Genomic DNA, 22,096 nt, shown 5'->3' on the forward strand with positions numbered 1-22,096 from the left:
ATAGGGAAATAACAATGAAAAAAATAATGCAGTTGAATTTATTAACATTGAGCGTACTTTGTGCGCAACAAGTGTATGCTTTAGAGCTGATTGCAGACCAGCATTTGTCTGATGTAAGTGGGCAAGATGGTATTGTAATCACCCATGAAATGTCTAAAGCCACGATTAATCAAGTCAATTGGTATGATCCTGATTTAGTGGCTGGAACTCAACAGGGTTTAGGCTTACATAATGTAGAAATTAAAGGACAGAATAACCAGCCTATTATCAGTAAGCTTGCTTTAGATGTGGGGAAAACTGATGTTGGCGCAGGTGTGCGTATCGATGCGAGTATTGATGCTTTTCAATCGACTGCAGATTTAAACTTGGTCAAAAAAAACTGTGTCGGAAATAGTTGTACTAAAGAAACACAAAGCTTGGGTCAGTTCGGCTTAGAAACTAAATCACCTTTAAAAGTTTTATTAGAAACCAAAGCAGGTTTATTCAATCAAAATGAAACGGCACATTTAAACTTCCAGTTACAGAATGCCAAAATTAGTCATGGTTTAGGTAAGCATGAATTATCTATGCATGATTTTAACTTTAATTTTGCGACTGACGGCTATATGTACATTGATGCCGATGAGGGATTGGTCTTTACCACTAAAAATGGCACCACCGACCATTTTGTGAATCTTGGACGAGTGAAAGACCTGAGTGATGTTGCTAGTAGCCGACAAAATGCAACTAACCCTGGGGTCAATATTGACTTGCGTTATGATGATAAAAATTTAATTCGTTTTGGTGCATCAGGTGCGGTAAGCAATGCGAAATTGTTTTTTAATGGGCATCAAAAAAATGTTGCCAATTTTGACGTTTCGAATAAGGTCAATGGTGTAATTGAAACTAAAAATACCGCAGTTACAGGCTACGATACTGTGGTGGGGCAAGGTGGTTTGCATTTGGGCTTATCTGCTGATTTTACCAATCAAAATACGGCAGGCTTGGCTGCAGGGCAATTACCAACAACCTTAGAAATTGGGCACACAGGAAAAGGCAGTTATGCGGTTGAGTTTTCGAATTTAAGACCGCTAACCACACGTGATGCACAAGGTGCTTTGCACAATAAAAATGCTTATATTGATTTTGGCGATATTTATATTAATACCGTACAAGCGAAAAACCTCAATTTTTTAGTCAATGAAAATATTAAAAATACCATTGGTGCAACCAGTCCTATTTTAAACCAGTTGCTATCGAGTAAGCTTGAAGGTGACCAGTTCTCACTGATCGCTGTTCGTGGTATGGACTTTCAGTCTATTGCAGCCAAAGCTAGAATTATTTCTGACAACTCTTTAAATGAATTGATAGGAGATGGTGGTTCTTGGGGTATTGGGATTCCAATTTATAATTTAAATGCCAATGTGGCCTTGTCGGGTAAACAATATCTGTCACCTTATGATGGAACGAACAAAACTGGAATTGGTTATAACGCTATTGTTTCTACCGAAGGTTATGGCATTGATTCAAAAACAGGCTTACCAAGTACCACTTCTATTATCTTAATTGACGGGCAAGACAGCCTGCATGCTGGTGAAGCTGTCAACTATTATGCTGGTTTAAGAAATATTGATGCATTAATTCAGTCCGACGGTGTGATTGGTTATGAAGATGAAGGGATTTATATTCGTGCAGATCATTTATTAGTTGCAGCAAAAGCAGAGTTAGCGATTGGACAATTACCAGGTTCGAAATACAACTGCGTCACAGGATCAACTAAATGCGGTGGCTTTGTACCTTACGATAATTTCTCTAAGAAAGATGATGTGTTGACCACAATTGCTTTTAAATTAGATGGCAATGGTGAATTGTTGGTAATTCCTGGAGTGGATCCTACCGATACTAATCCGAACTCGAACTTTTTGTCTTTTGATGCGAACTTTAAGTTTAGAAGTCTAGATAGCACAGAACAGGCTGATCCGAAGAATTTAGGTAGTTATTTTAGTTTAATTAATGAAGATCAAGTGAATAATGAAACTGTTCAAACGTCTTCTATTAACTTGAATCGTATGGAAGGTCATTTAGGTGTCAAAGGAAAAGTCGTCGTCAGTGCAGATACGGTCACTTTAGACAATCAAGTTAAATTTAATTTTAAAAATGATATTGCTCAACCCTTTAAAACAGACTTTGCAATGTCTACCAATGGCAATATGCAGAAAATCGCATCTGTCGTGCTTACAGGTGGAACCATGCGCAGCACATTGGGCATTACGCCACGCTAAAGGATAGAAATAAAATGAAAAAAACAATTTTAGTTGCATCTATTTTAAGTACAGCTTTTTCATTCAATTCTGCTCAAGCGATGCAGGCTTTAAATGATGATCAGTTATCTCATGTACAAGGTCAGGCACTTTTGAACCTGATGACTGCGACAGATCAATCGCAAGGGTTAAATTTTTATAAACTAAGTGTTGATGCACTCATGGAGCTTAATGCCAACATTAAAACGCTACAATTAGGTTGTGGCGGTGTAAATAACGCGATTGGTGGTAAAGCGGGATGTGATATTGATATTTCTAATATTTCGTTAAGTGGTTTGAATGAATCCTATGATTCAACAGGTAACCCAAAGTTTAATGGTGAACGTGCGGGTACCAGTGCACAAATTACCAATCCATTTATTGAATTTGCGATTAGTGGAAATAGTGCGTCAACACGTGAAGTGGTTGGTTTTCGCTTAGGTGCTGAAGAAATTTTAGGTTTACTGACTTTGGGTACAGATAACGTGCAAAACCCAAATGACGGGATTAAAAGTTTCAGTGGTTATATGAAAATGGCACAAACGCAAGGGCATTCATTTACTAAAGAAGCTAAATTTGGTAATGCCTCTGACCAAAAAATTAGTGGGATACTGACTGCGTTGGGGCAGGATCGTGTCTATACAAGTAAACCTGGCGCAGAAGGACATACTGGGATTACCGTTCCATCGATGCGAGCTGATTTTACGATGCCTGAAACAGTAGTGACTGGTCAGCGTATGGAGTCCGCTATAGTTACGGGTATCCGTTCAACATTAGCTTCTATTCCGCTAGCGGCAACAGAGTCTCGGACATATGCTGGTGATGTAAATGGAACACCTGACTTTTCAAAAGACCAGTTATATGTCACATTTCCTCCTTTATTGTTTGGTTCTGTTGGTGATCACTCATTCTTTAAAATGAGTAAGGGTTCTACACTAGAAAATTTGAATATGGATATTACTTTTGTCCAAGCCCTAAATATGATTCACAATATTCCTCTGACAGGAACAGGTGGATATTTATCTTTACAAAGCAAGCCAGTGCAGTGGATGGGTGCAGATGAAAAAGATATTGCACAACAAGGTTGGTGGATGTCGTTTAAGGAACCAGTGCAATTAGGTTATTTGGCAACTGCGGATTTGGTAGATGTTTCTGCAGTACTACCACAGGTCGCAAAAGCATTAACTTCTGAGTTAATGCAAGATAAGCATAATGTAGATGTAAGTTTGTTAGAAGCATTAGGTTCATTGGCTGGTACACCAATCGAGCGTAAAATGAATATCGATGTTGGTAGTTACACAGGATATTACACGGGTCAACCAGCCAGATTAACACTTAATAATCAGGTTTTACAAAACCAAAATGTTACCCCTAACTGTTATGGTGGTATGAAATTCTGTTAATTCCAAATGAAAAAAATCCCGCAACTTGTGCGGGATTTTTTATACTCAGTGTTCAATCTTATTTGGCAATTTTGATGAGTAATTCTTCTTTCGTTAGGTTGCTAGATTCAGCATCACGACGACCTTTATATTCAAAAGTACCTGCATCTAAACCTTTCTCACCAATCACAATACGGTGCGGAATACCTGTAAGCTCAAGGTCAGAGAATTTCACCCCAGGACGTTCATTACGATCATCCAGTAATACATCATAACCCGCAGCTTGAAGTTCAGCATAAAGTGCTTCTGCTGCTTCTAATGTGCGAGGTGATTTATGTGCGTTCATTGGTACAATCGCAATTTCAAATGGTGCGATGGCTGCAGGCCAAATAATCCCTTTATCATCAAAATTTTGTTCAATGGCAGAGGCAACGACACGTGTGACTCCAATCCCATAGCATCCCATGGTAACAGTAAACGGTTTGCCATCTTCACCTAATACTTTGCAGCCCAGCGCTTCAGAGTATTTAGTACCAAGCTGGAAGATATGACCGACTTCAATACCGCGTTTAATTTGTAGAGTTCCTTGACCATCTGGAGATGGATCGCCCTCAACGACGTTACGTAAATCGTAAACTTCAGTATATTGTGCATCGCGTTCCCAGTTCACACCTGTTGCGTGTTGATCAACTTGGTTTGCACCTGCAACGAAGTCAGACAGTACTGATGCAGCACGGTCTACAATCACTGTTATGCCTTTTTCAACCAAACCTTGTGGACCAACAAAGCCAGCAGTTAAACCTAAAGCTGCAATTTGTGCATCGGTTGCAAAAGTAAGTGGTGCAGCAATCTGTGGATGCTTTTCTGCTTTAATTTCGTTGAGTTCATGGTCACCGCGCAGGAATAATGCAATCACAGGCACTTGACCTGTTTCATCTGCAACACCTTGAACCAAGAGCGCTTTGACTGATTGGTTACTATTTGTGCCTAAAAATGCAGAAACTTCCGCAATGGTTTTTTGGTTTGGTGTATCCACAATGTTGAGTTCTTGGGTTGCAGCAGCACGTTCACCCACCAAAATAGCTTCAGCCATTTCAATATTGGCTGCATAATCAGATTCGGTAGAGAAGGCGATATCATCTTCACCGCTTGAAGCCAGAACGTGGAATTCATGTGAACCAGAACCACCAATAGAACCTGTATCTGCTTGTACTGGGCGGAAGTCTAAACCTAAGCGCGAGAAAATACGGCAGTAGGTGTCGTACATTACATCATAGGTTTCTTGTAAAGAAGCTTGATCGGTATGGAAAGAATAAGCATCTTTCATAATAAATTCGCGTGAACGCATTACCCCAAAACGTGGGCGAATTTCGTCACGGAATTTAGTTTGAATTTGATAGAAGTTGATTGGCAATTGCTTATAGCTTTTTAATTCATTACGTGCCAAATCGGTAATGACTTCTTCATGTGTTGGGCCAAGTACAAAAGGATTGTCGTGGCGATCTTTAAAGCGTAGTAATTCAGGACCGTATTGCACATAACGACCTGATTCTTCCCAAAGTGAAGCAGGCTGAGTGACAGGCATAAAGGTTTCTAAAGCACCTGCGCGGTTCATTTCTTCACGAACAATGGCTTCAACTTTATTTAGCACACGCACACCCATTGGCAGCCAAGTATATAAACCTGAAGCCAATTTACGAATCATACCCGCACGTAACATCAGCTGGTGAGAAATCACCTCGGCATCGTTTGGGGTTTCTCTTAACGTAGCAAATAAAAAGCGACTCGCGCGCATGGAAACTGTCCTAAAAAGTGAAGCGTTAAATGGAGTTTTTTCAAAGCCAGATTATACAATAAAAATCGGGCTAAACTTGCGTTAAAATTTAGCCCGAACGATTGTGTGACTTTGCGTGAGATTTTAAGAAATGAGTTTACGTGTTTGGCGTAACATAAAATTCTTAAAATCATCTAAGTAAGTGAAAATGACAGGTACGACCACCAAGGTGAGTAGGGTGGATGTAATTACACCGCCAATGACTGCGTGTGCCATAGGCGCACTTTGTTCGCCGCCTTCACCCAAGCCAAGTGCGAGTGGCACCATCCCCATCACCATTGCACTGGTGGTCATTAAAATAGGGCGTAAACGGGTTTTCCCTGCAGCTATAATTGCATCATAACGTGAATCGCCCTGATCCATGGCTTTTTTAATAAAATCAATTAGTAAAATCGCATTTTTGGTGACCAATCCCATCAGCATAATAATACCGATAATAGAAAACAGGTTCATGGTCGAGTTAAAAATAAACAGTGCCAAGAATACTCCAATCAACGATAAAGGTAGGGAAGCCATAATTGCTGCGGGGTGAATGAAACTGTTGAATTGTGAACCTAAAACGATATAAATAAACACAATAGATAGGGTAATTGCAGTCAGCGCATAACCTGCAGATTCAGCCATGTCAGCATTGGCGCCTTGAGTGTCGAAGCTATAACCTGCGGGTAATTTAAAGTTATCCTGAATTTTTTGAATGTCGACACCAATGTCACCTGCAGGACGTCCAGCAGTATTGGCTTCGACCAAAACTTCACGGGCTAAATCACGACGGTTAATTTGTGCTGCACCTAAACTTTCCTCAAACTTCGCCACACTTGCCAAAGGCACTAAAATATTTTGTCCATTGGCATCAGTTTTTTTTGAAGTTAAATACATATTTTGCACATCGCTCGGCAAGCTACGATGGTTTTCTGTAAGGCGAACATTGACATCGTAGGTTTCGCCACGTTCATCTTGCCAAGTGGTGACATCATCCCCCGCAATGAGTGGGCGGATAATATTGGCAATTTGATTCACCGATAGCCCTAAATCGCTGGCAAGGATACGGTTAATATGAACACCTAATGTAGGTTTAGGAGCTTTTAGCGAGCTTTCTAAATCGACAATACCATTCACCTGAGCAATTTCGGTCATAAAGCGGTCAGAGATTTTTTGTAATTCTGCTAAATCAGGGCCTTTAATAGACACCATCACAGGTTTTTGCCCACCAGAAACCGTTTCATCGGCAGATGCGACAGAGGTAATGGTGATGCCTGCAATACTTTGTAGACGCTGGCGAAATTCGTTATTGAGTTCGGTCAGCGTTTGTTGACGTTCATTACGCGGGCTGACAGTTACACGCAAGTTAACATGATTTTTCCCGCGATCTGTCACGCTGTTAATGGCTCCGTAAGTCGCACGTACTTCAGGGTGTTGACGGATGATTTGATCTACTTGTTTTAATTTTGCTTGTGAATATTCAAGCGAGGCATCTACAGGTGTTTCAAATTTAATCCGAATCTCACCTTTGTCGGGTACAGGTACAAACTCCGTACCAATCAGTTTGGATAATCCGAGTGCTGCAAATAATGAGCCCACTGCAATCAATAAGGTAATAACGCGAAATCGTAGTGCTAATTTTAAAAGTTTTTCATAATGATGGCTTAAATTGTCGAGTTTGTTAGAAATCCAGTTTAAGAAGCGTTTTAACCGTCCAGGTTTTTTATTCGGATTTGCTTTTTCTGCCCAGTGTGCAGAAAGCATTGGATCCAGCGTAAAACTGACAAACATGGAAATCAGTACGGCAGTACTGACGGTGACACCAAATTGATAGAAAAAGCGTCCGATAATCCCGCCCATAAATGCCACAGGTAAAAATACAGCCACAATGGTCAGGGTAGTTGCTAAAACCGCCAAGCCAATTTCTTTAGTACCATCCAAAGCAGCCGTGACATGGTCTTTACCCATATCTGCATGACGCACGATATTTTCACGTACCACAATTGCATCATCAATCAATAAGCCAATACTGAGCGAGAGCGCCAGTAAGGTCATCATGTTGATGGTAAAGCCAAATGCCCAAATAAAGGTGAGTGTGCCGAGTAGGGCGATTGGCAGGGTCAATCCTGTAATAGCGGTAGAACGGAATGAACCAAGAAACAACAGTACAATCAGGACTGCCAGAATCGCACCTTCAATAATGGTACGTGCTACATCACGGATACTGCCACGAATCCCTTTAGAAGAATCCACCACGACTTTTGCAGTCATGCCAGCAGGCAGTTGGGTTTGAATACGTTCTAAGGTTTTATAAGTGTTATCTACCACTTCAATGACATTAGAGTCTGAACTACGCAAGATATCGACAGCAACCGCAGTTTGCCCATTTAAAAATGCACTGGTTTCCAGCTCTGCCTGACTGTCTTGAATTGTGGCAACTTGTTTTAAAAAGATTGGCGCACCATTTTTATTGGCAATAATTAAATCGCCAAAAGCCAGAGGATGAATGACTTTGGATTGGATTTCGACCACCAATTCACTATTGGCTTGTTTGAGTGTGCCGCCAGGTACTTCAATATTTTCAGCTTTGAGCGTGTTGATGACCTGATCTACACCTAAGCCAAAACTCATTAACTTTTGTGGATCTACCTCAATCCGAATTTGTCGCTGTGCATCACCCAATAAATTAACAGTTCCGACACCAGACACAGTGCGCAGTTGCGGTACAACTTGTTGATCTAAATAGGAACTTAAATCACGCAAAGACATTTGTGAGGATTCAAACACAATCGACATGACTGCATTGGCAGTTGGGTCGTAGCGCTCCACCACTGGGTCTTGAATTTCATCTCGAAAGCCTGCACTGACAGACGAAATTTTATCGCGTACATCTTGTGCCGCCACTGCCGAAGGAACATCTAAATTAAACTCGGCAATAATAGTAGATAGCCCTTCACTGGATTGTGAAACCAGTTGTTTGAGTCCAGAAATGGTGTTGATCTGATCTTCCATTTTCTTGGTGATTTCAGATTCAACTGTTTCAGGTGATGCACCCGGATAACTGGTATAAACCACTACAAACGGAAAATCGACGTCAGGAAATTCTTCCACGCCCATACGTTGCCATGAAGCCAAGCCAAGCACCATTAGACAAAACATCATCATGATGGTAAAAACGGGATACTTGACGCTAACTCGGGTAAACCACATAACAACGATCCTGATTTTTTATTTATTGGACATCTGCACTACTGCATTGAGATGAAATTCAATTTATTGAGGGTTATTTTGAATGATCACCTGCTGCTGAATTTGATCGGGGTTGAACACCACTCGACTGACTAGATCACTGCTCTGTAAGCCTTGAATCACAGCAGTATTGTCACTATAGCGCTGTTCTAAAACTGTGATATCCACGCGGGCAATTTTTTGATCTCGAATCACCCAAACATAAGGTTTGTTTTGGATATCGTGAATGGTATTGAGTGGGATGATTTGCCCTGAAATTGTCGTGTTCGCTAAAATATAACCATCCACAAATGCCCCAATACTTAAAGAGGGAAGACGCTCAAGCGGGGTCGCAAAAAATTCAATTTGACGACTGGCTAAATCTGCCACTGGGGAAACGCGGCTAATTTGTGCATTAAATGTGTTTGCTTGTCCTTGGAGTTGATATTCAATTTTTTGACCAATTTTGAGTGCGGCTTGTAAGTCGCTTGGTAATTTGGCTTGAATTTCTAATTGGTTCGGATCGACGACTTCAAATAAGGTTTGTCCTGCAGCCACAGTTTGCCCAGGCTCAACCTGACGTTGGGTAATGACACCGTGAATTGGACTGGTAATCGTGCCATCCTGATCGGCTTTTAGTGTAATATCGACATTGGCTTGTTGGGCGCGTACATTTTCCATTTGCGCACGATAATCTAACTGACTTTGCTCATATTCCACTTGTGAAATAAAACCCTGATCGAGCAAACGTTTTTTTCGTTGCATCATGTTGTGGGCTTGGTTGGCTTGCGCTTGCGTTGCAGCTAAATTGGCGCGAGCTTGTGCTAAACGCGCAGCATTATCCTGATTATTTAAGCGTAGCAAGGTTTGACCACGTTGTACGCTATCGCCCACTTTGACATAGACTGAAGTTGCTGTGGCAGTCACCTGTGCTTGAATACTGCTTTGATTCACAGCACGCACTGTGCCTGTAAAGGCAGTTTTACTGATTGCGCTGCCTTGTTGTGGTGTCACTAAATCTTGCTGAATGAGTTCAATTTTTTCTGATACTGTTGTTTTATTTTCAGTTTCTGTTTTTTGGCAGGCACTCAGCAAAATACATAAACCGATTGCACCGATACGAAAAATGGGTAAATGCTGCCGATTAAACCTAACTGCGATACGCTGTGCAATGTGCATGCATATTTGTCCTTATTGATTGCCAAAATGACAAGGTAATTCAAATCAACTATTCAAGTGCTTTTAAGCGAGTAATAATTCTGTCGTATTCTGCTTGTGTATTTCGATAGCTTGTTTGTAAAGATTGAATCATATCTTTTTTAAGCTCGATGTTTTTTAAGTTATTGTCCAAATTGGTTTTTAGTTGTGCAGGCACAGGTTTGACCTTGCGTAAATATTCCATTTCTTGACGTTTAAAAGTAATACGGTCGTTTTGCAACTGTTTGAGTTGTTCTTGTTGGAAAATAATTTGCTTTTTAATATGCGCTAAAGCGTTATTACGTTTGGTGATTGCAGTTTGACTATTGGTATAGGCTTTTTTTAAACGCTGATCAGATTCCATTTGATACGCTTGAGCAGCACGTTGTGGGGCTTTTTTAATATCCATTTCAGTGTTGTATGGACGTGCGCGCTGAATCACTTGCATGTTACGGTCTAATGCTTCATAGCCATGACGAATATGATTAGGTGTCACATTACTACTAATATTTGCAACGCCATGTTGATCATAATAGCGATACCACACCGCTTTGTTCTGGCTGTCAGCCATGAGTGGGGCAGAGGACAAGAGCAGTAAAGCAAGCATGCCCAATTTAAGTGACTGCTTATTTTGTTTTAATTTGACAGCGAGTGATTTTGCAAAAAAAGTGCTCACGTTGTCCCCCACAATAAAGTTGACTAAATTACTTAAATTACACGTAATAATAGTGTTATATTAGATCAAAATTAGGAATTAAAAAAATACAACCGATAAAAAATATCAATGGTCACAAGAAAGTGTGAGCGGTTTGGTGATAATGGTGTAAAAGTGTAGATTTACACTAAATATGTTCATTGAAACTACAAGTAAAGATATGTTAAAAATACGATCAATGTGTAAGATTTTTCTACTCAGTTGCTTGTACAAACAAAAATGGGAAGGGTCATTGAATGGACGATAAATTCCAAAATCTAAAAGTCATGGTGATTGATGATTCAAAAACCATTCGCCGTACAGCTGAAACACTTCTGCAGCGTGAAGGTTGTGAAGTGGTTACCGCAGTTGATGGATTTGAAGCTTTATCCAAAATTGCCGAATCAAATCCAGATATCGTATTCGTAGATATTATGATGCCACGCCTAGATGGTTACCAAACGTGTGCCTTAATTAAAAACTCGCAAAACTACCAAAACATTCCTGTCATTATGCTATCAAGTAAAGATGGTTTATTTGACCAAGCCAAAGGACGTGTAGTAGGTTCTGATGAGTATCTGACTAAACCATTTAGTAAAGATGAATTATTAAACGCCATTCGTAACCACGTGACAGCATAATTATTAGTTAGTTAGATTTATTGGGGAAAATAATGGCTCGTATTCTTATTGTAGATGATTCACCTACAGAAACATTCCGCTTCAGAGAAATCTTGACCAAGCATGGTTTTGAAGTCATTGAAGCAGCGAATGGTGCAGATGGCGTGACCATGGCGCAAGCTGAATTACCAGATTTAGTATTAATGGATGTGGTTATGCCAGGCGTGAATGGCTTTCAGGCAACACGTCAAATTTCGCGTGGTGACACCACCAAACACATTCCAATTGTAATTGTGAGTACCAAAGATCAGGCAACTGATCGTGTTTGGGGAAAACGCCAAGGTGCAAGCGATTACTTAACTAAGCCTGTTGACGAAAAACAATTAATTGATGTGATTAATCAACACCTTAATGCAGGATAAGCTATGGCTGCAAATGGTTTTATTGAATTGCTTCGGTTATCTAAACGTGGAAACAAAAACTACGTTAGTACCGAAAATGAGGTAAACCGCTGGTCAGGCATTGCTTTTGAGATGATGGGGCAATATTTCGTTGCTCCATTAGGAGAAGTTTCTGAGGTTATTTATCCACCGAAATATACGCCAGTGCCAAATACCCAACCTTGGGTAGTAGGTTTAGCGAATATTCGCGGAAGATTACTTTCAGTTTCAGATTTGGCACATTATGTTTCTGGGCAAAGCAGCCAATATTCACCTACTCAAAAAGTAATGTGTATTAGTCATAATGACCATTATGTCGGTTTAGTTGTAGATCAAGTTTTGGGTATACAGCACTTTAATAAGAAAAGTTTCTTTTCTAAACACAATGATTTAGATAGTAATTTACAAGAATATTGTCAGGGGTATTTTCACCAACATAACCAACAATGGCATGTTTTCTTATTTAGTCGTTTATTGCAAAACCCAAAATACATGAACGCATCTATAAAATTTATAAATTAACTGTCGCGCACCTAAAAAATGAAGGCGTCAATCGGGGAGAAGCTGCATGGGCTTTAAACTTAAAAAGAAAAATTCAGGCGAAGAAACCGTCCGTAAAGCAAGTGGTCCAGGTTTTTTTGCAAAATTACAGGCGCGAACAGAAGAGTTTGCGAGTGTATTTGGCGAAACAGAAAAATCTAAGCCACTTATTTTAGGCGCAGCTTTTTGTATCATCTTATCGCTTTTCCTGTTGTTATACCTTTTTTATAGCGTGCCGCGTAATAACGATTTTACCCGTAGTTTGGGTGATTTACGTCTGTTGTCACAAACCATTTCACGTCAAGCAACCGAAGCGACTGCATCAGGTACGCCTGAATCTATTAAAAACTTAACAGATTCACAAAAAGCCTTTGCTGCTCACTTAGAAACAGTGAAGGATATTCATGCCAGCACAGATACACTGCGTGAAGTGGAAACACAGTGGAAATCGGTTTCTGAAAATATTGATTTGATTGCTTCGCAACAAAAAATCATTAACCAACTCTATGACACCAACATTGCAATTGGTGAAACCATTCCGGGTATTCAGGCTGAATATAACTTGATGGTTGACCAAATGGCACGTCAAGACATGCCAAGTAGCCAGGTGGTTATTGCAAAGAACCAAGTATTCATTGCAGAACGTATTTTACGTTCAATCAGTTCTGTATTAACAGGTACAGACAGTTCACGTGAATCTGCAGATGACTTTAGTGCCGATACCGAAACGTTTGGTGCTTACTTGGCAGCACAGTTAAATGGTAGTGCGGAACTTGGTGTACAACGTATTACTCAAGAAGATTTACGTAGTTCATTAGAAGGTATTCAAGCAGAATATGAAGATGTATTGAAATCTGCTGCTGCAACAGTTTTAAATAACTCAACACAAATTGTAAAAGTACGTCAGGCATCATCTTCTATTTTTGATCAGTCAGATAAGCTTTTAACCAATTTAAATAAATTGTCTAGCGGTTCAGGTTGGTCTATTGCAATTCCTGCAATTGGCTTAATTGCAGCATTACTTGCGTTCTTATTCTGTGTATTCAAACTCTTGAACTTACGTGGTGAAGCCGATAAAACTCGCGTGGTTCGTCTACAAGATGAATATGACCGTAACCAGAACGCGATTTTACGTTTACTTGATGAGATTGCCGACCTTGCGGATGGTGACTTACGTTCATACGCAACAGTATCGGAAGACTTCACGGGTGCCATTGCCGACTCGATTAACTTCGCAATTGACCAATTACGTGACCTTGTATCGCGTATTCACGAAACATCGCACGAAGTTGCACAATATACGGCAACCACACAGAACATTACCAACCAGCTTGCTGAAGCATCTGAGCATCAGGCGCAAGAAATTGCAGGTGCATCTGCCGCAATTAACGAAATGGCAATGTCAATTGACCAAGTATCTGCCAACGCTGAAGAATCAGCAGCGGTAGCAGAACGTTCAGTACATATTGCATCGAATGGTGCAGACGTTGTAAACCGTTCAATTGAAGGTATGGATATCATTCGTGAGCAGATTCAAGAAACCTCTAAGCGTATTAAGCGTTTGGGTGAATCTTCACAAGAGATTGGTAACATCGTTGCCTTGATTAACGATATTGCCGACCAAACTAACATTTTGGCATTAAACGCAGCAATTCAGGCGTCTATGGCGGGTGAAGCAGGTCGTGGTTTCGCAGTCGTAGCCGACGAGGTACAGCGTCTAGCGGAACGTTCAGCATCTGCAACCAAGCAGATTGAAACACTGGTTAAAACCATTCAGACCGATACCAACGAAGCCGTAATTTCGATGGAACAAACCACATCAGAAGTTGTGCGTGGTGCGAACTTATCTAAAGATGCGGGTGTTGCACTGGATGAAATTCAAACGGTATCGACCAACCTTGCGAAATTGATTTCTAACATTTCGGATGCTGCAAAACTTCAGTCTGCTTCTGCAGGTCACATTGCAACCACGATGAACGTTGTACAGGAAATTACCTCGCAAACGACCAGTGCAACTTTCGATACTGCACGTTCGGTATCTGAGTTGGCCAACATGGCAGAATCATTACGTGAATCTGTAACTGACTTTAAACTACCTGAATAAGCGGGATTCCAGCTTGGGGAAAGGTGTACCTATACACAGTTATGGGTACACCATCATTCAGAGATAAAGCATCGCAAAGATGAACTTAACTTTTGGGTTAGGGGCATTCAGGATGGTTACAATTAAGTTGAAGTGCCTTTTGGTGCTGAAAACGTAAGAAGCCTTAGCTATGAAAGAAATATTAAAAAATTTAGTCGAAACAATGACGCTTCCTGAAGATAGTTATCTTGAGCAAGATGCGGAAATTCTTGAAATTTTTGTCGAAGAAATTGAAGAAATCTTCGAAGAATTAAATCCATTATTTACAACTTGGTTTGCGAACCCAACAGATCAAGAAACTTTAGTAACTATTCGTCGTCACTTTCACACTTTAAAAGGCTCGGGTCGCATGGTGGGTGCGAAGTCTGCGGGCGAGTTGGCATGGACGGTTGAAGATACTTTAAACCGTGTGCTTTCGGGTGCGGTAACACTCAATACTGATATTCAAAAATACGCAAAAACTGTTTTAAATATTTATCAATACAAGCTTTATCCAATTTTTAAGCAAGTCGGTTTAATTGATCTTGATTTACGCCCATTGGTGCTTTTAGGACAACAATTACAGCAAAACCAAAGTCCTGAACCTGCATTGGAAGAGTTGCTGGTTTTAGCAGATCAACTGACTGCCACTGATATGCCGACAGGACTAGAATTGACGGATGCTGCAGTTGAAACAGCAGCTGTCGCAGCAGTTGAATCATCTGAAGATGTAATGACTGCTGAAGAAATGCCGCAGACAGAAGTTGCACAAGAAGAGGCTGCTGATGCGAGTCTATTGGCTGAAACTCTGGCTATTTTTGTAGAAGAAGCTGAAGAGCATTTAGCGACCATTGATCAGTTCTTGGCACAAGATCAGATTTACTCACAAGACTATAATGGCTTAATCCGTGCATTACATACACTGCGCGGCAGTTCGTCTATGGCGCAAATTGATCAAGTTTTTCAAGCCAGTTCTAAAGTTGAAAACTTGTTTAAAGCGTTTGTACAAGATGAAATTGAATCTACATCAAAAGAAACTGCGCTGTTGGTGCAATATGCAGAATTTGTCCGGGATTATCTGCATGTACTTCGTCAAGGTCACTGTGATGGTTTAGATGTAATCTATGCAACTTTTAATAAAGCATGGGATAGCTACGGCTTTAGCACCAGCGATACAGAAGACTCTAATCCTCAAGGTTTAGTATCGAAGCTAATCGAACTGAATATTGATCGTTTACTTGATGCCGAATTTGAATTTGATAAATTGGCGCAAGCGCAATTCCCAAGCTATTTAGAAGAACTCAGCGCACAAGCGCAATTGTTGGTAGAGCATACCGATAACCGTGCGTCTGTGGGTATTCATCAATTTACTGAAGAACTTAAAGCTGCTTACGACAGTGTTTTAGCCAAACCAATTCTGCTTAACTCTGAATATGGTTATGAGTTATTTGCACAGGCACACCAAGAGTTTATTCATTTATTCGATACCTTGGCTGCGGGACAGCGTGTTACGGTTACAGAAGACATTCAGAAAACCTTAAATGACTTAACTGCATTTGTGCAGCAAGACATTGATGCAATTGCACTTGAAGATGCTGAAACATCAGTGAGCGACAATGCTGTAGAAACAACAGTTGTTGCAGAACCTGAAGCGGTGCCTGCTGCAGTTGCTAGCGAAAATTCGGGCACAGTGAATTTGGCGCAATTGTCACAACGTATTGCATCAGATCAACAAAACATGCATGCCGATGATGCCAACAAAGACTTCGATCCTGACTTGCTGGATATCTTCTTGGAAGAAGCAGAAGAGCTTTTGGTGGGTATGGATGAAGATGTCAATACTTGGTCAAAAGACGCCAGCGATACTTCGGCTTTAAACAACTTAATGCGTTATTTGCACACTTTAAAAGGTGGTGCAAATATGATTTCTGCGACGCATATTGGTTTAATTGCACACAACCTTGAGTCGATTTACGAGCGTATCATTAACAACCAAATTGTTGTTTCACCTGCGTTAATTCAAATTATTCGTTTGGTGCAAGATGATATTGCAGACCGTATTCAGACCATTCGTGATGAGCGTGTGGACTATGCTGCGCCAGAGTCGATTGCAATTTTAGGCAACATTGTTAGCTTGGCACAAGGCGATGCAGATGTGTCAGTTGCAAGTGCGACAACCGCAGCGCAGCCTGAACAGACTATTGAGGCAGTAGAAGAAGTTGATGCACAGCCTGAGTTGGCGGTAGAAGCGTTGCAAGATACAACTGCAGATTTAGCTGAAGATGACGCAGTTGTTGCTGATGATGCACATTTTGAAGACGCTGCTGCTGCGGCATTTGAGCCGATCACAGAAACTGTAAGTCTTGAAGCAAGTGCTGAATCTGAAGATGAGCAATTACATTCAATTGTGGTTGAGACTTTCAGAGAAGAAGCGGAAGAAATTTTGGATGCTGCAGATCAGCGCTTGAAACAATGGTTTGAACAGCGTAGTGACCGAAGTATCTTGCTTCAATTACAACGTGCGGCTCACAGCTTAAAAGGCGGTGCACGTATGGCTGAAATTGAGTCTGTTGCGCAAATCGCCTATCAACTTGAAAGTGCCTTTGAACAGTTTGCTGTGCATCAATTTAACTCAAATGTTTATGATGCTTTATTGCAAACCACGTTGGCGTGGTTGCGTGATGCAATCTTCAAAGCAGATTACAGCAATTATGACAGCTTAAAATCTAGCTTGTCGGCGATGCAGTTTGTAGATGTATCTGCGCAATTGCCCGAGCGTTTAACGCATACCGACTTGTTATCGCCAAGCCGTAGTTATGAGTTTGTTCAGGGTGATGGTACAGAGCCACCTGCAATGTCGGGTGAGTGGGGCGAAACCACACAGCTGGATAATAGCAATGAGATGATTCGTATCTCTGCCGATTTAGTCGAGAAGATGATTGACTTGTCAGGCGAGAACTCGATTAACCGTTCACGTATTGAAATGGAGCTTGGGCAACTAGGCGGTACGTTGAATGAGATGGAATTGGCGATTAAACGTCTTGCCGATCAGTTACGTCGAATGGAAGGCGAGCTGGAATCGCAAATTATTGCCAAGCATGGTTCTGAAAACTCACGTTATGCAGACTTTGACCCATTAGAGATGGACCAATATTCATCGTTGAATCAGTTGTCTAAATCTCTGGCGGAATCTGCATCGGACTTGGTGGACTTTAAGAGCACCTTGGCTGAAAAAATTCGTGATGCCGAAGGTTTGTTATTACAACAATCACGTATTCAGGCTGAAATTCAAGAAAGCTTGATGCGTACACGCCTTGTACCATTCTCACGTTTATTGCCACGTTTACAACGTATTGTGCGTCAGACTTCATCGACCTTAAACCGTCCGACAGAACTGGTGGTTTATAACACTGAAGGTGAATTAGACCGTACCATTCTAGAGCGTTTGGTGACACCGTTTGAACACATGCTGCGCAACGCGGTCGACCATGGGATTGAAGACCCTGCACAACGTGCTGCAGCCAATAAACCTGAAGTTGGTAAAATTGAACTGAACATTACCCGTCAAGGCACAGATGTTGTGGTGACTTTTGTGGATGATGGTAAGGGTATTGATGATGCCAAGATTAAAGAAAAAGCATTGAGCTTAGGTTTAATCAAAGCCGATCAGAATTTAGATAAAAACGAAATTCTGCAATACATTTTCCACCCAGGCTTTACAACAGCACAATCGGTTACACAAATTTCAGGTCGTGGCGTTGGTTTAGACGTGGTGCAAAGTGAGATTAAGGCGCTCGGCGGTCACGTTTCTGTAGATTCAACATTAGGTCAAGGCACAACCTTTAGTATTCGTGTACCAACGACGGTTGCGGTATCCGATGCCTTAATGGTTAAAGTTGGTGATCAACAATTTGCTGTACCGTTGGCGCAAATTGACCGTATTGTACGTATTGCACCAACCACTTTGGAATCTTACTTCAACAGCAATGAAGATTTCTTCCAAATTGACAACCAGAACTACAAGTTACGTTACTTATCTGAGTTCGTTGGCAATCAGCCATTACCGCGTTTAAGCCATGTGGGTCATTCACTACCTGTTCTGTTAATTAAAGGCAGCACAGGTCAAACCATTGCTTTACTAGTCGATCAGTTGATTGGTTCGCGTGGTCAAATTGTTGTGAAACCAATTGGACAACAGTTCTCAAGCATTGGTGCAATTGCAGGCGCAACTATTTTGGGTGATGGTCAAGTTTGTTTGATTTTGGATGGTCAGAACATTGCCCGTCAAATTCTTGCAACGCAACGTACTAAACAAGCCAGCGATCAACGTGATAGCCAACGTCGTGATACACGCCGCTTAATTATGATTGTGGATGACTCAGTCACCGTACGTAAAGTAACTTCACGTCTGCTTGAGCGTCAAGGTTATGACATCGTGACTGCCAAAGATGGTGTCGATGCCATGGAGCAGCTTGAAAACGTCAAACCTGACTTGATGTTACTGGATATTGAAATGCCACGTATGGATGGTTTTGAGGTGACTAACCTTGTACGCCACCACGACATGCATAGCAATCTGCCGATCATCATGATTACGTCACGTACAGGTGAAAAACACCGCGAACGAGCGTTTAGCTTGGGTGTGACGCACTACATGGGTAAACCGTTCCAAGAGGCAGAATTGCTTGCCAATATTGAACAATTATTAGCAGTTAGTCAGGGGTAAACGATGAGTCAGACGAATAGTCCAAATTTACTCGGGCAAATCAGTCAGCAAGAGCTGCAACATTTAATTACCGTATCTACCGGTTTTATTGATGCTTATATTGTTGAATGTCATGGTAAACAACCAATGCTGATACCTCAAAATATTGTGTTGTCAGCGCTGGATAACGCCACTCAAGTTAAAACTGTGGAATGGCACGAATCGCAATTGCCTGTTTATGCGGTCAATGACCCAGAGAAAAAAATGGGCGTGGCACTGGTTATTGAAGGCGATGAAATGGAGCAGCGTTTTGCTTTGATGTGCAATGAAATGCCTAAAACCCTGCGCTTGCGTATTTCTGAAGTGGTAGATGATGACCAGCAAACCACGACTGATCCTGCGGTATTCCAATATGTCCGTATGGGTGAGCAGGTCTTTCATGTGCCTAATTTGCAATACATTCAAGAAAATTTGACGATCTAAACGCAATTTTCTCCGTTGTAAAATAGAAAAGGAACTCAAATAGAGTTCCTTTTCTGCTTCATGCAACTAATCTTATTGGATTTAAGTTAGTAATCCTTCCAAAATCTGTTCATAAATTTCTGCCAATGGCTCTAAATCAGCCACATCAACATGCTCGTTAATTTGGTGAATGGTGGCATTGAGTACGCCTAACTCCAACACTTGTGCACCTGTCGGCGCAATAAAGCGACCATCAGATGTACCGCCACTGGTCGATAATTCTGTTTCAACACCTGTGACATTGTGAATGGCTTGACGTGCAGCATTAACCAATTCGCCCACAGGGGTTAAAAATGGCAAACCTGAAAGCGTCCACTCGATTTCATAATCCACTTGATGGCGATCTAAAATTTCCAAGACACGTGCTTTTAGCTCATCTGCAGTCACTTCAGTCGAATAACGGAAGTTAAAGGTCACCGTCATGTTACCTGGGACAACATTGGTCGCACCTGTTCCTGCTTGAATATTTGAAATTTGAAATGAGGTGGCAGGGAAGTATTCATTGCCATGATCCCACACCGTTTCACACAGTTCCGAAATCGCTTTAGACGCGGTATGAATCGGGTTAATTGCCAAGTGTGGATAAGCCACATGACCTTGTTTGCCTTTTACAGTCAAGACACCATTGAGCGAACCGCGACGCCCATTTTTAATAATATCGCCTAATTTATGGGTACTTGAAGGTTCACCTACCAAACACCAAGTCATTTTTTCCTGACGTGCTTCTAAAGTTTCAACGACTTTGACGGTGCCGTTAATAGAGGGGCCTTCTTCATCAGAAGTGATTAAAAAGGCAATTGAGCCTTTGTGGTCAGGATGTTTGGCGACAAAGCGTTCAGAGGCAACGACCATGGCTGCCAATGCGGTTTTCATGTCGGCACTGCCACGACCATAAAGTTTGCCATCACGAATTTCAGGTACGAATGGATCGGTATTCCATGCGTCTAAATTGCCTGTCGGTACAACATCTGTATGACCTGCAAAGCAAAAGACAGGTGCTTCTGTACCTTTACGCGCCCAGACGTTATCTACATCGTCAAAACGCATAGATTCAATCTTAAATCCAATTTTTTCTAAGCGTTCTGCCATGAGGTTTTGACAGTTGTGATCGACAGGAGTGACAGACGGTTGGCGTAAAAGCTGAAGGCTTAAATCCAGAGTAGCAGAAGAGGTCATGAGAGTTTCAGACGTTTATCAAGAGTAAGTGCTAATAATAGGGGAATAATGCAACAAAAGTGAAATTTTAGCGTGAAAAAACCTTGTCCGAGAACAAGGTTTTTTGTGGTTTTTGTGAAGATATTCGTGAAATACTCAGAATTATTTGCGAATTTCTTGTTGGGTTTTTTCAGCAGTGTTACTCACCGCATGACCTGCAGAAGATACGTCTTCGCCCACGCCTTTAATTGTATTACAACCCGTTAAAACAAAGGTTAATAGCAGTGAAGTCACTAGAATTTTTTTCATGATCATCTCCAATATGCTCTAGATAGATTATTTTGATGTGTTTTTTAGCTTAGGAAATAAACAGAATAATAAATAGGCAACTTTTATGGTGCTTACGTAATAAAATGTTGAAACAGTTATTCAGCGTGTTAAAGGGGGATAGCTAATCAGCGGTGCAGCGCGATACATATAAAATTGTGAATGTGCCTCTTGATAATACAAACCATCGCCCCACCATTGATTCGGTAGGCTACTGGCTTGAGCATTTTGACAAATCCATTCATGACGTTGTAGGCGATAAAACCGTTCTGCTTGGGCAGGAATATCACTCCCCCAAAGACCTAAACGACGAGCGCGATTAACCCAGTGTGGCGTAAGTGTTGTAGATGATTGTGCAAAGTGATGTATGGCGAAATACAATTGTCCTTTGAGTACAGCAAAACGGCGTTGAATCGGCACATCCAAGGCTTGCTTAAATTGAAATTGCTTTTGACTAAAATGATTCAGTTTACGCGCCAAAGTATCGGAGCGGTTTAAACCATACCAGTGTGCCAAAGAGCAATCCGCTTCGGCTAAATAGTATTTTAATGCGACTTCCCAATGTTCAACCTGCTGTGTGTCATGGTTGTGCAGTAAAAAATCCAGTTCACCCACAGTTTTAGCGCCATCAATAATTTGAATACTGTGTCCCAATAATTCGAAGGGATGATAATCACGATCACGCAGCCAAAACCACATCAGCATTTCAAAGCGTAAGCCTAAACGGGTGCTTTTCAGTTGATTTAAAAAATCGTAAACCGCTTCGGGATGTGAATCTAAATAGGCTAAACGTGATTGATAAGCGTGATAATGCTGCTGCCAAAAAGTATCTGAATGGAATTCAAAAGCATGTTGAATGGGCAATTGCTCAGGCACAGCACATAAAGTATTCGGACTTGCCACACTAAAAGCCAACTGACGGATAAGCGGGGTTTTGTAGGTCAGCCATACTTCGGGCAGAAGCTCGGGTTGATGCAACTCAATCATTATGAATCCATGCTGAAAAATGCAGAATTACAACGGAAAATTAAAAAACGCTTTATACTACCGCAATTCGTAGTTTAGGACAGTG

At 41.2% G+C, this 22,096-nt stretch carries 15 protein-coding genes; 8 read left to right on the forward strand and 7 right to left on the reverse strand.

Annotation, left to right across the window (positions count from 1 at the left end; translation table 11 throughout):
• The first annotated feature begins 14 nt into the window (after nucleotides 1–14).
• On the forward strand, nucleotides 15–2,261 hold the full coding sequence (locus FTV41_RS02400; RefSeq protein WP_179996048.1) for a DUF6160 family protein: 2,247 nt from the start codon (nucleotides 15–17) through the stop codon (nucleotides 2,259–2,261).
• A 14-nt stretch (nucleotides 2,262–2,275) separates the two neighbouring features.
• Nucleotides 2,276–3,682 (forward strand): hypothetical protein, encoded by a 1,407-nt coding sequence (locus FTV41_RS02405; RefSeq protein WP_179996049.1) that lies wholly within the window; start codon nucleotides 2,276–2,278, stop codon nucleotides 3,680–3,682.
• Between the two features lie 58 nt (nucleotides 3,683–3,740).
• Here the strand turns inward: FTV41_RS02405 and FTV41_RS02410 are convergent, their stop codons facing one another.
• The 4 genes from FTV41_RS02410 to FTV41_RS02425 form a co-directional block, all read right to left on the reverse strand.
• Entirely contained in the window at nucleotides 3,741–5,456 is a 1,716-nt protein-coding gene (locus FTV41_RS02410; protein ID WP_179996050.1) for a proline--tRNA ligase, read from the reverse strand.
• 123 nt (nucleotides 5,457–5,579) lie between these two features.
• Nucleotides 5,580–8,684 (reverse strand): efflux RND transporter permease subunit, encoded by a 3,105-nt coding sequence (locus FTV41_RS02415; RefSeq protein ID WP_179996051.1) that lies wholly within the window; start codon nucleotides 8,682–8,684, stop codon nucleotides 5,580–5,582.
• 63 nt (nucleotides 8,685–8,747) lie between these two features.
• On the reverse strand, nucleotides 8,748–9,881 hold the full coding sequence (locus tag FTV41_RS02420) for an efflux RND transporter periplasmic adaptor subunit (protein ID WP_179996052.1): 1,134 nt from the start codon (nucleotides 9,879–9,881) through the stop codon (nucleotides 8,748–8,750).
• 49 nt (nucleotides 9,882–9,930) lie between these two features.
• On the reverse strand, nucleotides 9,931–10,575 hold the full coding sequence (locus FTV41_RS02425; RefSeq protein WP_154320463.1) for a hypothetical protein: 645 nt from the start codon (nucleotides 10,573–10,575) through the stop codon (nucleotides 9,931–9,933).
• A gap of 275 nt (nucleotides 10,576–10,850) precedes the next feature.
• On the opposite strand from FTV41_RS02425, the gene pilG reads away from it, so the two are divergent.
• The 6 genes from pilG to FTV41_RS02455 all read left to right on the forward strand — a co-directional run bounded on the left by pilG (nucleotide 10,851) and on the right by FTV41_RS02455 (nucleotide 19,503).
• Nucleotides 10,851–11,234, forward strand: coding sequence for a twitching motility response regulator PilG (gene pilG / locus FTV41_RS02430; protein ID WP_004975524.1), 384 nt, complete (start codon nucleotides 10,851–10,853; stop codon nucleotides 11,232–11,234).
• 32 nt (nucleotides 11,235–11,266) lie between these two features.
• The gene (locus FTV41_RS02435) at nucleotides 11,267–11,635 is read left to right on the forward strand and encodes a PleD family two-component system response regulator (protein WP_004975526.1); all 369 of its coding nucleotides are present in this window, start codon (nucleotides 11,267–11,269) and stop codon (nucleotides 11,633–11,635) included.
• Between the two features lie 3 nt (nucleotides 11,636–11,638).
• Nucleotides 11,639–12,175, forward strand: coding sequence for a chemotaxis protein CheW (locus FTV41_RS02440; protein ID WP_004975527.1), 537 nt, complete (start codon nucleotides 11,639–11,641; stop codon nucleotides 12,173–12,175).
• 46 nt (nucleotides 12,176–12,221) lie between these two features.
• Nucleotides 12,222–14,297: a methyl-accepting chemotaxis protein gene (locus FTV41_RS02445; protein ID WP_179988579.1), complete on the forward strand. Its 2,076-nt coding sequence runs from the start codon at nucleotides 12,222–12,224 to the stop codon at nucleotides 14,295–14,297.
• A 169-nt stretch (nucleotides 14,298–14,466) separates the two neighbouring features.
• Nucleotides 14,467–19,041 (forward strand): Hpt domain-containing protein, encoded by a 4,575-nt coding sequence (locus FTV41_RS02450; RefSeq protein ID WP_179996053.1) that lies wholly within the window; start codon nucleotides 14,467–14,469, stop codon nucleotides 19,039–19,041.
• Nucleotides 19,042–19,044: 3 nt separating this feature from the next.
• Nucleotides 19,045–19,503 carry a hypothetical protein gene (locus tag FTV41_RS02455; RefSeq protein ID WP_004975530.1) on the forward strand — a complete coding sequence of 153 codons (459 nt, stop codon included), beginning with the start codon at nucleotides 19,045–19,047 and terminating at the stop codon, nucleotides 19,501–19,503.
• A gap of 81 nt (nucleotides 19,504–19,584) precedes the next feature.
• On the opposite strand, the gene dapE is transcribed toward FTV41_RS02455, so the two are convergent.
• The 3 genes from dapE to FTV41_RS02470 form a co-directional block, all read right to left on the reverse strand.
• Entirely contained in the window at nucleotides 19,585–20,718 is a 1,134-nt protein-coding gene (gene dapE, locus FTV41_RS02460) for a succinyl-diaminopimelate desuccinylase (RefSeq protein WP_179994308.1), read from the reverse strand.
• Nucleotides 20,719–20,859: 141 nt separating this feature from the next.
• A complete protein-coding gene (locus FTV41_RS02465; RefSeq protein WP_004968261.1) occupies nucleotides 20,860–21,006 on the reverse strand; it encodes an entericidin A/B family lipoprotein in 147 nt (48 codons plus the stop codon).
• 120 nt (nucleotides 21,007–21,126) lie between these two features.
• Nucleotides 21,127–22,011 (reverse strand): DUF1853 family protein, encoded by an 885-nt coding sequence (locus FTV41_RS02470; RefSeq protein WP_179996054.1) that lies wholly within the window; start codon nucleotides 22,009–22,011, stop codon nucleotides 21,127–21,129.
• Nucleotides 22,012–22,096: the final 85 nt, after the last annotated feature.

It is taken from the genome of Acinetobacter sp. YH16051, from assembly GCF_013417135.1.
In the GTDB taxonomy this organism is placed as follows: domain Bacteria; phylum Pseudomonadota; class Gammaproteobacteria; order Pseudomonadales; family Moraxellaceae; genus Acinetobacter; species Acinetobacter towneri.

Coding starts and splice junctions, on each gene's coding strand:
- FTV41_RS02420 (WP_179996052.1), bottom strand. CDS start 9,881: ATGCACATTGCACAGCGTATCGCAGTTAGGTTTAATCGGCAGCATTTA.
- pilG (WP_004975524.1), top strand. CDS start 10,851: ATGGACGATAAATTCCAAAATCTAAAAGTCATGGTGATTGATGATTCA.
- FTV41_RS02470 (WP_179996054.1), bottom strand. CDS start 22,011: ATGATTGAGTTGCATCAACCCGAGCTTCTGCCCGAAGTATGGCTGACC.
- FTV41_RS02445 (WP_179988579.1), top strand. CDS start 12,222: ATGGGCTTTAAACTTAAAAAGAAAAATTCAGGCGAAGAAACCGTCCGT.
- FTV41_RS02435 (WP_004975526.1), top strand. CDS start 11,267: ATGGCTCGTATTCTTATTGTAGATGATTCACCTACAGAAACATTCCGC.
- FTV41_RS02410 (WP_179996050.1), bottom strand. CDS start 5,456: ATGCGCGCGAGTCGCTTTTTATTTGCTACGTTAAGAGAAACCCCAAAC.
- FTV41_RS02450 (WP_179996053.1), top strand. CDS start 14,467: ATGAAAGAAATATTAAAAAATTTAGTCGAAACAATGACGCTTCCTGAA.
- FTV41_RS02415 (WP_179996051.1), bottom strand. CDS start 8,684: ATGTGGTTTACCCGAGTTAGCGTCAAGTATCCCGTTTTTACCATCATG.
- dapE (WP_179994308.1), bottom strand. CDS start 20,718: ATGACCTCTTCTGCTACTCTGGATTTAAGCCTTCAGCTTTTACGCCAA.
- FTV41_RS02400 (WP_179996048.1), top strand. CDS start 15: ATGAAAAAAATAATGCAGTTGAATTTATTAACATTGAGCGTACTTTGT.
- FTV41_RS02440 (WP_004975527.1), top strand. CDS start 11,639: ATGGCTGCAAATGGTTTTATTGAATTGCTTCGGTTATCTAAACGTGGA.
- FTV41_RS02465 (WP_004968261.1), bottom strand. CDS start 21,006: ATGAAAAAAATTCTAGTGACTTCACTGCTATTAACCTTTGTTTTAACG.
- FTV41_RS02405 (WP_179996049.1), top strand. CDS start 2,276: ATGAAAAAAACAATTTTAGTTGCATCTATTTTAAGTACAGCTTTTTCA.
- FTV41_RS02455 (WP_004975530.1), top strand. CDS start 19,045: ATGAGTCAGACGAATAGTCCAAATTTACTCGGGCAAATCAGTCAGCAA.